Raw genomic sequence first — 12,315 nt, forward strand, 5'->3', positions numbered from 1 at the left:
CTCAGCCACCGGGTTTCGGCAGGCCCAACCACCGAGTTACCCAGTCCCAACGGATCAGCTCCTGCTCCAGCCTGACCGCTGTGCCGAAGGCGTCATTGCGGAGTCTGTCATAGAGCGCGGACTCATCAGACGTCAGCCGGCTAAGCGAAGCCTTCGACGGCGACGGCTCGTTGACCCATGCATCGCGGTGGGCCAACAGCGTGGCCTCGTCCATCAGCACGCTCGCCACATGCGGGTGGACCGCGCGGAGCTGGTCCAGAATCCGGAACCCGTGCGTGTCCAGATCGCCCCAGTACAGGACCTCACAGTCACGCAGCCACCCGGCGTCCCGCAGCGATGAGAACCCATAACCGCCGCCATAAATCGCCAGCGTGTCCGGGCGGTCGGGGAGGGCCAGGAAGTTGACCAGGTTCTCCGTGATCAGCACCTTGGTGACGGGCAGGCTCAAAGTACTGAACGCTTCAGCGGTCACGGTCAGGTCCCGCGCGTGGCCCAGCAACGGCACGGCAGGATCCAGCAGGCGGAACCTGACCAGCTCCGGCGGATGCAGGAAACCGTGTCCCGCGGCGAAGCGTGCCGCGGGCGTCCGGGCCGGCATCTGCCCCAGCAGCGATCCAGGCTCCGCGGGCACGTCTGGAAGGGGCTCCACGGATTCAACCGCGGTGCTCACGGCATCCGCCCGCAGCGCCGCTGCCAGCTCGCTGATCACCGCCCTGTGGTTCTCGATGAACTTGGTGTGCACACCGGGAAGGCTCAGTTGCCGGACGTAGATCCCGGGCTCGGGATTGTCCCGCAGCCACAGGGCCACCCGGGCTGCGGTCAATGCGTCGGCCCCGAGTTCCAGCAGCTTGAGCGGCCGCTTCAGCGCCCACCCGCGGAAAGACGCGTGCAGCGATGCCAGGCCCCCTGCGATCTCCACGAACCGGGCCGCCTCCTTGGCCTTGCCCGCAAACGCGATCTCATCCTCCACAGCGGCGAAGACTGCCGCCGACGGCAGCTGGTTGGCCCCTACCGTGGTGCGCCCCACTTCGGCGGTCTCCAGGCTGAACGGCCCGACGCCTGCGAACAGCTCAGTCGCCCACGCACTCGCCGCAGCGTAGTCACTCCGGAGCGTCGCCGCCGTCGGACGTTTCAGTGGACGACGGCGGGGGTACAGTCCGCCGGGTTCCAGCACCTCGCGCAGCAACGCACCGCTGCCCCAGGCCTTCAGTGACTGCGCCCGCAGGTCAGCCAGCGTGGTCCAACCCTGCGCCCGGCCAGTGGTGCCGTCAGCCGGCACGTCGGGCACGCTCGTCCCGGTACTCCTGGATGGTCATGTTCCGCAGCTGCGAATCGTCGCCGTTGGTGTTGGCCACGAACCCCACATGGGAGACAAAGGGTTCGATGACGTGGATCTTCTGCAGGGGAGTGACGATCAGCAGCTGCAGCTTCATCCGCTGGAACAGCTCCAGCCCGTACCGGGCCGACTCGTCGGAGCCGCGGCCGAACGCCTCGTCAATGACCACAAACCGGAAGCTTCGCCCGCTGCCGGCGTTCTTGCCGGCGCCCTTGCCGGACGCCAGCCCGAACTGGAACGCCAGGGCGGCCGCGAGGATCGTGTAGGCGAGCTTCTCCTTCTGCCCGCCGGACTTGCCGCCCGAGTCCGTGAAGTGTTCAAACTCCTCGCCGGTTTCGGTCCACTTTTCCGAGGCGGAAAACGTGAACCAGTTCCGGACGTCCGTGACCTTGGCGGTCCAGCGCTCGTCGAGGGTGGTGTAACCGTCCCGGCCCCGGAACCGCTCGATCAGGCGGGCCACCTGCAGGTACTTCTGCTCGGAGTACTGGTCATCGTCGCCGATGGTGCCCTCCGAACAGGCCCGCAGGTCCTGGCCGAACTGCCGCACATCCAGGTCGGTGCTGTTCTGGTGCTCCAGCTGGATGTGCCGGCCGGCGTTGTACTCAATCCCGGCCAAGGAGAGGTTGATTTCGCCGATCCGGTTCACGATGTCCTGCCGGCGGCTGTCCAGGAACGCGTTGAACGCCACCACCTCGTGGATGGTGTTCTGGTTCAGGGATTCCTTGAAGTGGGCCTCGAAGCGGGGGAGATCGTTGCTGACCAGCTGCTCCAGCAGTTTGCCGAACTCGCCGGCGGACTCCAGGGCAGCGTCGATCTCCGTGGTCTCGTTCGGGTACTTGTTCCGGAACTCAGCCATCAGCCGCACGGTCTTCTCGGCGGCCCGGGCAATCTGCTTGGACAGTGCGTCGATCGTGTCGGTCAGCCCGGACCGGACGGCACTTTCCACGGTGCCGGTGTTCTTGTAGGTCAGCGGTTTGCCAGCCAGGTCCGCGGCGGCGAGCCGGGCGACGGCGGCCAGCACGCCGCCGTCGTCCGTCAACGGTGTCTCCCGCAGGACGTCGCGGCAGTCCGCGATCGCCTCCACGATGTCCTTGGCGGCGCCCTCGTTGGAGCCGATCCGGCGCTGGACATCATCCGCGCGCACCTGCAGGCGTTCGAGCTTTCCGGCGAGCTCGGCCTCCTTCGCCGTCAGCTGCCGCAGCACATCGCTGGTGGACTCCAGCTGCGCCTTCTCCGCCTTGAGCTCCTCGATGCGGCGTGCGGTGAGCTGCCAGCTGAGCTCGGCGAAGTCGGACACCGCACCGACGATGCCCAGCTGCTGGTTCTGCCGGCCGATGGCGCCCAGGGAATCGTTGACCCGCGACAGCTGGCCGGCCACAACAGCGAGCTGGCCCTTGACCTCGTCCTGTTCGGCCCGGAAGCGGCTGATCTTGTCCAGGTTGTCCCAGCCCAGGACGTAGTTCCGCCGGTCCGCGAGGTCCTGCCGGTCATCCTTCTCGTGCCGGCCGCGGCCGCCCTTGAGCTGGCCGTTGGCGGTCAGCGCCTTGGAACGGCGGCGGAAGTCTTCCAGGGTGTCGCAGCAGAAATAGTCGAAGCGGCTGCTGAGCTCGTCCAGCAGGAAATTGCGGAACGGCGTCCCCTGCTTGATGGCGATCTTCGCGGCCAGCGTGCCCGCCTCGGCCGGCTTCGGGGCGTACGATTCGCCGATCTTCAGGTACACCAGCCGGCCGCGCAGGTTGTTGCCGTCCACCCAGCCGCTCACCGCCGCGTAGTGCTCCGCCGGCACCAGCAGCGACAGCGCAAAGCCGCGCAGCGTGCGTTCGGCGGCACCTTCCCAGGCCGCTTCGCCGTCGCGGACGCGCAGCAGTTCGCCGGCGTAGGGCAGCTCGGATTCCTGGATGCCGGTCCCGTCGCACAGCCGACGGCGGAGCTCCACCTGGGGGCGCGGCAGCAGGTTGGGGCGCGCCTGCAGGCTGGTCAGCTCCGCGGCGATATCGCTGGCGCGGCCGGTGAGCACCGTCCGCGTCATGGTCAGTTCCGTGCGGCTGTCCTGCACTTCGTCGGCGGTGGCGGCGAGTTCCTTTTCGACGTCGGCCAGCCGGGCCCGGTTGGCGTCGAACTGCACGCGGTCCGCCGGCGCCTGCAGACCCAGGTCCGCCGCGGCTTCGGCGTACTTTTCGAAGCGCACCCGCTGCGACCGGGACTCCTCGCCCAGCCGCGCAGCCTCGGCCTCGATGGCGGCCAGCCTGCCGCCGCCGTTGCTGCGGATGTCCTCCTTGACGGCGGCCAGGTCCAGGCGGAGCTGGGTGATTTCGGTGGCCAGCTTGCCGCTGTCCTCCTGCAGCCGGAGTCCGGTGTTCTGCAGCTCCGCCTGGTGCTCGATGCTCAGCTGCAGCTTCCGGTCCGTGAACCACGGGTGCAGCTGGTCCCGCTGTTGCCGCGCGAATTCGTCGTCCCGGCTCAGGGCGGTGTGCTGGGCGGCGCCCTCGGTGATGGGCGTGAGGAGGGCGATCTGGTCCTTGGCGCGCAGGACGGCGTCGTGGGCCTTCTTCAGGTCGTCGAAATGGTGGATGAGGTTGCCGATCCGGGCCTCGACGTCGTCTTCCTCGAGCATGTTGGTGCGCACGAAGTTGGTGATGTTCTCCACCTGCTTCATGGACACCGTGCGGTGGAAGAGCTCCATGGCCTGGTTGCCGCTGATGCCGAACTGGCGCTTGAAGGCCGCCGCGTACGGGTCGAAGGTTTCATGGATGGACGCCCCCGCAGCCCGGAGCTGCTTCTTCAGCTTTGCGGGGTCCTGGCCGAAGTTGGCGAAGTCCCCGGCGATGGACTGCTCGCCCTCCGTCAGCGAGTAGAAGCGGTTGGGCTGGCCGGCCTCCTGGGTGGCCCAGAGGGTGATGCCCAGCGTAATTGATTTACCCAGGACGGCATTATGGAAGACGCCCAGGACCACGGTGAGCTTGCCGGTCCCGCGCAGGGCCACCGGTTTGGAGTATTCGCCGCCGGCGCTCCGGGTGCTCTTGTGGAAGCCCCGCACATACGACATCAGGGTGCGTTCCTTCTTCTGCGCGCCGGCTGCCTTGTTGTACTCGATCCTGTTGGCCGGCAGCAGCAGCGTGGTGATGGCATCCACCACGGTCGACTTCCCGGAGCCGATGTCGCCGGTCAGCAGGCTGTTCGAACCGTCCAGCCGGAAGGTCCGTACCTCCTGATGGAAGGTGCCCCAGTTGAGCAGCTCCAGTCGGTGCAGCCGGAACCCCGGGGGAGTACCGGCGTCGTCCGCTTTTTCATCCAGGCTGAACAGCATCTCCTGCTGGTCAGCCCCGCCTTTAACAGCAGTGGCCGTCTCGGTGGTCATGTGCGGTCCTCTCCCTTACTGCCGGCGCCGGTTCCGCTGAGCGAGGCGCGGTAGTCGGCCAGCCGCGCGTCGAATTCCTCCAGCCACTGGGCATCCACGTATGCCTTCAGGATCCGGGCGACCTCGTACGTGCCCGTCTGGCCGCGCAGTTTCCGCAGGAAGCCCAGCTCCACCACCTTCTTGATGTTGGTGCCGAGCTGGTCCAGGATCCGCGCCTCGTTGCTGGATTCGGGCAGGAAGACGGCCACCATGTCCGCGATGTCCTGCTCGGTCATGATCAGGCGCAGTTCGCTGCTGTTGGTGTCGAATTCGAGCATCCGGCCGCGCAGGAGCGCCAGGAGGAGGCTGACGTTGAAGGTGAGCGGGCGGCGGGGGATCAGGCGCGGCAGCGTGCCGTCCGGATCCTCGCGGGATTTCAGGAACGCGTAGCCCTCGGACTCGTCCAGGATCAGGTCAAGGCCCAGGACGGCCACGTAGTCGCGGACATGGGAGGACAGGCCCAGCAGCGACTGCCAGGTCTTCTCGTCCGTCTCGGCGTAGACCACGCCTTTGAAGAGCTTGGTGACGACGCCGGGAAGTTCCTCCGGCGTGTGTGTTTGCGGTGCGTCTGTGCTGGTCATGCTGGCCTCACGAAGATGATCTGTTCGACGGTGGCTTCCCGGATGCTGCCGTCCGGGAGCTGCCAGGACAATTGCTGTGACTCGTCCGGGTTGATGGAGGCCCAGTCCGATTCGGTGGCGAGCTGGTAGTAGGCAACGATCTCGGCCAGTCCCTGGGACAGCGGATGCGCCGCCGCTACTTCGCCGAGGGTGGCCTGCTCGGCGCCGGCCAGGACGTCGTCGATATTGGACTTCAGCCGTTCCGTGTCCACATGGAACTGGCTGAAGAGGGCGCCGGCGTCCACTTCTGTGTCGTTTGCCGCCACCACGATGTCGTCCACCATGATCCGCCGGCTGGGCTCATACAGCGGCCGTTCGAAGGGGAGGGCGACGTCCACGGACTGCGCCGCGATCTCCATAAAAACGCCCGACGGCGGCACCTCCCGGGTGCCCAGCGCACCGGATTCGATGCTCCGGACGAGCTGCATGATGCGCTTGTTCTCCAGGAACACCTTGTCGTCCAGGAGCCGGCGCATCTGCTGCGACAGCTGGCGGACTGTGGCCTGGGTCTGCTCGACGGCGGGCAGCCAGTCCTGGTGCAGGTTGGTCACGGCGTGCAGGTTGTCCAGTTTGGCCAGGGCGTCGATCTGCGTGGCCCGTTGCAGCAGGTCCCGCAGCTCCGTGCGCAACTGCGGGGACATCAGGTAGTCCCAGAAGCCCTGGAACGTGCGGCCCTGGAGGGAGCCGCTGATGTCCTGCTGGTTGGCGAAAATGGAGGCCAGCAGTTCGCCCTGGGTGCCGTCCCACGTGGCGATCTGCTCGCGGACCTGCCGGTCCAGCTTCCGGAAATTCTGTTCCACCTCACGGAAGTCGGAGAGCAGGTCCTTGGCCAGGGTGGTCAGCTGCTGGAAGTGGTCCAGGGCTTCCGGCGCAGTCATCACGCGGATGTTGCCGTCCTTGATCCGCTGCATCTCGGCGTCGATCCCGTCCCGCTGGCGCTGGAGCTCGGCCAGCCTGACCTCCGGATCGGTTTCGGACTGCTGGACCAAGGCCTTCAGCACGGCGAAGATGCTGGTCAGCCTGGACTGGGTGGCCACAAAGTCCCGCCCGCTCAGAGTCTCCACCCAGCGGACCACGTCCTCGGCGGCTGCGGTGAGATCGTAGCGCGGCTCGTCCTGGCCTGGGACGTAGTATTTCCGCAGCCAGGCCCGTTCCGGGGCGGCCCACTCGTCCAGGTATTCCCCGGCCGGCCGGGGGTACTTGTCCTCACCGTAGACTTCCCGGAGGCTGAACAGGACGTCATCGAGGTGGTCAATGAGCTCCTGCCGGCCGATGTCCCGCTGGTTGGGCCCGGTGAAGGCCTTGATGAAGAAACTGACGGCCAGCGGGGCGTTCTGGGCGCGGAGCAGCGACCACCCTGCGTGGTTCTCACGCAGTGCGTTGATGGCGTAGAAATCCATGGTGTCCTCGGTGCGGGGGCTGTTGTTCCTAAGCTACACGGGGCAGCGACAATTTCCGTGGGGGCCAACCTCCCGGACTACCTGAAGCGCGCCCACAAGGCGACGCACCGACGACGGTGACGTGGAATCCCTTGCCAACCCGGATGAAGTATGCAACTCGGGTTTTGACAAGTCATCGGTAAGCCCGAGGAGCCCCTGGAAAGCCGGTCACAGCGCGATGGGCCTCTGCGTTTGACCCTTGCCAGAGGTGCGCGTGAGAGGTTCTCAGATGTGCGCACTAGAGCGGTGCGCGGATTCTTTCTGCAGCTGGGCGCCTTTGTGGCACTTGCGCAGGTTTGGCGCAGGATTGTCCAAGTTTTTGCGAAGTTCCGGCCATTGCGGGAGAAGTATTGGCAGGCTCAAGCGCAGGCCGCTGTGAGGTGGCCCACTTGGCGGTGGGATATTTTCGTATCCGCCGGGACGAGCGGCTTCTTTGGGGGAAGAACCAATGCTTAAATCCAGAAAACTCTTTCGGCTTGTTCGGCGGGCTTGTTCCGGGGTCCTTATCCCTGTGATTGCCGCAGCGGTTCTCATCGCCGGGGGCTCACTTGGACCGTTATCGGCCGAGGCGTCAGCGGCGGTAGTAGCCAGCCGGGATGCTGTGCCTGTGAAGACCGCGCCGGCAGAGCCGACACCGCCCGCCGCGGAAGAGCGTGTTGTTGAGCCTGCTCCGGAGAAGGGCAAACCGGCCTAGAAGACAAAAGGTCCGCTCACGCCGGGGAAGAAGTCGGACTCACCTGCGGGTGAGGTGGCTCCGATGGTGGTGTCCGGACCGGATGTCCTTGAGGCAGTCAGCGTGGTAGCAGGGCCCTCAAGTTGCAGTAGTGCACCGGTGAACAGCGGCGCCCGGGTCTACGTGTGCGGCACGTTTTATATCAGTCCGGGATTCTATGATGCCGAGGGGAACCCCCTGTACCTATCGGGCGCGGTCGGCCTGGGCTTGACTGACGCTTGTGGCAACGTGGTTGTGGACGGCGCTCCGATGTGGTTTTGGGGCGGGATTCATTTTTCCGGGCCGGGATATTTTCGGTGGTCCTCCGCCAGCACGTTGCGTGGTGACACCCCCAATCACTGTCTGGGTACCTGGACCGCGGACTTCACTGTGATTCAGAGCTTTCCTGACGGGCAGCAGCTGACTGCGAGTATCCGGCAGAATGTGACCGTCCTTCCGGATGCTCCTGGTTATGAATGGCCCGTCGGCCAAACATACGGCGGAACAGCACCGATGCATGCTCCCCAGGCTGACCCAGTTAATTCGTTCACAGGCGCTTTTTACGATCACCTGCCAGCAGACGTGTCGTTGTCCGCTCTGGGCGCTCCTCTGTCGATGGCAAGGTCCTACTCAAGCGACGTCGAGAGGGTCGGGGCTCACGGCCGCGGATGGTCACACGCGTACGATTCCGGGCTAAGCGTAGATGCGGCCAGCGGGGCAGTCACTCACCACGATGCCAGCGGCTCGATCCGCGTATTCACTCCCGAATCAGGCGGGGGGTATAAGTCACCGCCAGGCGTCAGGGAAAAGCTCGCGCGGACTGCTGCCGGCTGGGAAATTACAACACCGACGCTGGCAAAGCTTGGCTTTGACAGTGCGGGCATGCTGATCACCATTCGCGACCGCAATGGCCAGGGCACTGATTTGGGCTACGTCAACGGCCTGCTGAGCACAGTAAGCGGCAGTGGACGATCACTGACCATCTCCTGGAACGGGGAGGGGAACAGAATTGTCGGTGTGGCCGGCAGCGACGGGCGGCGTGTTGAGTACACGTACGACAGCGACGGTAACCTGAGCTCGTTCGTCAACGCCGCCGGGAAAAGGACCAATTATTCCTATGACGCCTCCCAGCGCCTGATCTCAATTCAGGATCCCAACGGGAACTATCCGGTCCGCCTTTCTTACGGTGCAGTGTCGGGACGGGTTGAAAAACAGTACGACGCGCGCCGTGGGCTCACCGTGTTTGAGTGGGACGGTGCTACCACGACCTCCACCGTCACGGACCCGATGGGGAACAAGTCAGTCGACAAGTACGCCAACGGTTACCTCGTCGAACAGGTGGATGGAGCCGGGCGCAGCACAAGGTATAGCTGGAATGAGAACGGCACCGTGCGCCGGGTGACGAACGGGGTTGGTCAGACCACCCAATTCGGTTACGACCAGGCTGGGAATCTTCTCCAAAGAATATCGCCGGACATCAACCGGGACCAACGGAAACGCGCGCACGGAACGGTACACGTACAACGGGTCCAACGACCTGACTTCCAGCACTGATTTCAACGGCAACGCCACGTCGTATGCCTACGACACCAACGGCAACCTGACAACCGTGACCAGGCCTGCGATAGCGGCAGGGGCCGGCACCGTAGTCAGTCTTTCCAATACGTACAACGCCAACGGTACGTTGGCCAGCAGTACCGACGCGGTCGGGAAAACGACGCGATACTCCTACAGCCCCGAGGGTGACCTGACTGCCGTCACGTCGCCGGGCGGCCAGGTATCCACGTCCTTCTACGACGGGGCCGGTCGCCTGACTGCAACGGTAGGGCCCAGGGGAAATATCGCCGGGGCTAACCCGGAATCGCACCGCACAAGTTTCACACTGTCTCCCACGGGGCTGGTCTTGTCAGTGCGGGATCCGCTAGGGAACACCACGACAAACTCATTCGATGACGCTGGTCGTCCTGTGACAACGACGGACGCAAGGGGGCATACGACGACGTCCACTTATACGGAGGACAACAAAACAGCAGCGGTGCAAGGCCCTGACCCCGCGGTGCCGCCGACTCGTTTCACGTACGACGCGAACGGCAATGTAGCGACGAAAACGGCGCCTGGCGGCAAGACCACCACCTACACCTACACCGCCGCTAACCAGACGCAAACCGTCACCTCAACCGGGTCCGGTGTTTACCGCTACACCTATGACTCGGCCGGAAGGCTCTCAAGCCAAACCAGCCCCTCAGGAAAGATCGCGACCTTCACGCATAGCTCCATCGGAGGTATCGCCAGGATTACTTACAGCGACGGCACCCCCGAAATATCCTTCACCTACGATCCGAATGGCAACCGGACCAAGATGATCGACGGGACGGGCACAACCAACTACACCTACAACGCTCTGAACTTGCTTGGCACCGTCACCAAAGGAACTGACACATGGAGCTACGGATACGACAACGCCGGCGCACTTGTCGGGCGGACCTTTCCTGGATCCCCTGCCCAACAACTGACCTACGACGCAGATGACCGTCTGACCAAGGTCGGCGCCGGCACCAGCACGATCTCCTCATACTCCTACGACATGGCAGCAGGAGCAACAACGACACACCTACCGGGTGGGGTCGACAACACACTCTTTGTCGACAACGCAGGGCAACCCTCACGAACAAGGACAGCGAAGGGCGCTTCGGTCATCAGCGAAGACGCCTACCAGCTTGATCCCAACGGTAACCCTTTCCGGATTACCAACAAGGACGGAAGCGTCACCACTCATACCTACGACCCCGGCAACCGCCTCACTGAGGTTTGTTATGGGACCACTACCTGCGCGGGGGCCACCGACTACATCAGGTGGGCTTATGACGGTGATGGGAACCAACTGGAAGAGAAGCGGCCCGCCGGTACGACGACATATGCCTACAACGCGGCAGGGCACCTGACGTCACGCCAGAGCGGCGCAGCTGCAACGACGTACAGCTACGATGCGGACGGTAACCTGCTCACAGATGGAACCAACTCCTACGCATGGAGTGCCGCCGGTCAGCTCACCAGTGCCGGGGGCTCGAAGCCGACAACATTCACCTATGACGGGGACGGCCGCCGAACCACCAGCGCAGTAGGAAAGACGGCGACCGAGTTCGTTTCCGATCCCACGACCGGCTCTCTCGTGAGCGAACGCAGCAACGGCAAGACCCTGCGCCAATACACCTATGGCACCGGGTTGGTCGGGATGGTGGCCGGGCAGGCAAAGTATTCCTACGCCACCGATGCTCTTGGCTCCGTGCGCGCGGTTCTTGATTCATCAGGTGCTCAACAGCTGACCTACGCCTATGAGCCCTATGGCGCGATCAAGAGCTCAACTTCCAGCGGCAGGTCGGCGCCGGCTAACCCCAATGCCGTTTACTTAGGACGCACTGATTATTTAGTTGGTGTGTCGCCTGGTTTGAGGGTGTAGTTCCATTCGGGGTGCCATTCGTGTCTGTTCAGGGTTCCGCTGGTCTCTAGTGAGGTCATTTCGTGGTCTGGTATTTTCACGCCGGTGGGGTACTGTCCTGTGTCGAGTTCGGCCCGGACGGTGAGGCCTGTTTTGGTGGTGGTCGCGGCGATGGAGTTGACGATGACTTCGTGGCTGGACAGAGGCCGGCCGCGCCAGTTCATCGAGATGTGGGAGAAGAGCTTGTGCTCTATTTTGTTCCATTTGCTGGTGCCCGGGGGCAGGTGGCAGACGGTGATTTCCAGGCCGGTCTCGGCGGCCAGGGCGGCGAGTTCGGTCTTCCAGAGCCGGGTGCGGTAGCCGTTGGATCCGCCGCCGTCGGCGGTGATCAGCAGGCGGTTCGCCTGCGGGTGGGCGGGTTGGCCGGCGGTGTTCCACCAGGAGCGGATGGTGTTCACGGCGAAGGCTGCGGTGTCGTGGTCGGTGCCCACCGAGACCCATCCGGTGTTCGTTCCCACGTCGTAGACGCCGTAGGGGTTGGCCTTGCCGAGTTCCTTGTCGATGAAGTCGTGGACCTTGACCTGTTCCGGCTCTCCGGCCGGACGCCATTCGGCGCCGTTGTTCTTGTACTGGCCGACGAGTTCCTTCTTTTTGGTGTCGACGCTGATGACCGGCTGGCCCGCGTCCAGGTGCCCGGCGGCCTGGTCGTTGAGGTAGCCGAATTGGCCGTCGCGGTCCGGGTGTTGGCCGCCTTCGAGAGTCTTGGCGTTTGCCTGCAGGCTGAAGCCGTTGTCCTTGAGCAGTTTCGCCACGGTTTCCGCGCCCGCCGGGTGCCCCCTGCCGGTCAGTTCGGCGGCAAGCTTCGCGGTGGAGAGCGTGGTCCAGGACAGTGCCGATTCGGGGTCCCCGCGGCGGGTGGGCTCCACCAATTCCAGCAGGGCCGGGACCAGGCCCGGGTCCTTCTCCACCAGGGTCTTTCGCCCCGCACCGGGCTTGCGGACACGGCCCAGCGGCGCCTCGCCGGCCTCCAGCTCGGCGACGCCCTGCTGGACCCGGGAACGCGCAGCCCCGGACGCCCGGGCGACCGCGGCAATCCCGCCGTGGCCCAGGGAACGCGCCTCCGCTGCCAACAAAAGACGAGTTGAGCGTTCGTCGAGGTGCGGCAGGATCGCATCGAACTTTGCGCGCAAGGCCTCGACGGCTTCAGTGGAAATAGGCATACACCATCATCCCACCAAAAACCGCTAGTAGACGCACTTATTTATCAGCGTGTCCTTAGGTATTTTTGGTATTCGTTTGAGCGGCCAGGTGGACATTTTTCGTTTGACGGCGCGGGGGACGGTTCGTTGCCGGCGTGGTGGCAGGAGTTCGTGAA

6 protein-coding genes and 1 pseudogene are annotated in these 12,315 nt (G+C 64.5%); 2 read left to right on the forward strand and 5 right to left on the reverse strand.

What is annotated here, in order from left to right; genetic code table 11:
• Position 1: 1 nt before the first annotated feature.
• The 4 genes from AC3IT0_RS05740 to AC3IT0_RS05755 are packed head-to-tail and all read right to left on the reverse strand — an operon-like array spanning position 2 to position 6,753.
• Positions 2-1,288 (reverse strand): Wadjet anti-phage system protein JetD domain-containing protein, encoded by a 1,287-nt coding sequence (locus AC3IT0_RS05740; RefSeq protein ID WP_489322803.1) that lies wholly within the window; start codon positions 1,286-1,288, stop codon positions 2-4.
• Positions 1,269-4,694 carry an ATP-binding protein gene (locus AC3IT0_RS05745; RefSeq protein WP_489322804.1) on the reverse strand — a complete coding sequence of 1,142 codons (3,426 nt, stop codon included), beginning with the start codon at positions 4,692-4,694 and terminating at the stop codon, positions 1,269-1,271. The genes AC3IT0_RS05740 and AC3IT0_RS05745 overlap by 20 nt, the downstream gene beginning before the upstream one ends.
• The gene (locus AC3IT0_RS05750; RefSeq protein WP_489322805.1) at positions 4,691-5,314 is read right to left on the reverse strand and encodes a DUF4194 domain-containing protein; all 624 of its coding nucleotides are present in this window, start codon (positions 5,312-5,314) and stop codon (positions 4,691-4,693) included. Before AC3IT0_RS05750 ends, AC3IT0_RS05745 begins: the two co-directional genes overlap by 4 nt.
• Positions 5,311-6,753 carry a DUF3375 domain-containing protein gene (locus tag AC3IT0_RS05755; protein WP_489322806.1) on the reverse strand — a complete coding sequence of 481 codons (1,443 nt, stop codon included), beginning with the start codon at positions 6,751-6,753 and terminating at the stop codon, positions 5,311-5,313. The genes AC3IT0_RS05750 and AC3IT0_RS05755 overlap by 4 nt, the downstream gene beginning before the upstream one ends.
• Positions 6,754-7,624: 871 nt before the next feature.
• Between AC3IT0_RS05755 and AC3IT0_RS05760 the strand changes: the two genes are divergently transcribed.
• Together AC3IT0_RS05760 and AC3IT0_RS05765 are read left to right on the forward strand one after the other, a co-directional pair.
• A complete protein-coding gene (locus AC3IT0_RS05760; protein WP_489322807.1) occupies positions 7,625-9,058 on the forward strand; it encodes a DUF6531 domain-containing protein in 1,434 nt (477 codons plus the stop codon).
• Positions 9,059-9,470: 412 nt separating this feature from the next.
• Positions 9,471-10,961 (forward strand): hypothetical protein, encoded by a 1,491-nt coding sequence (locus AC3IT0_RS05765; RefSeq protein ID WP_489322808.1) that lies wholly within the window; start codon positions 9,471-9,473, stop codon positions 10,959-10,961.
• Here AC3IT0_RS05765 and AC3IT0_RS05770 read toward each other — a convergent pair.
• Positions 10,946-12,160 (reverse strand): annotated as a pseudogene (locus AC3IT0_RS05770) (ISAzo13 family transposase); the annotation flags it as partial. The gene AC3IT0_RS05765 and the pseudogene AC3IT0_RS05770 overlap by 16 nt on opposite strands.
• Between the last annotated feature and the right edge of the window lie 155 nt (positions 12,161-12,315).

Source organism: Pseudarthrobacter sp. KH_020_B (assembly GCF_057840185.1).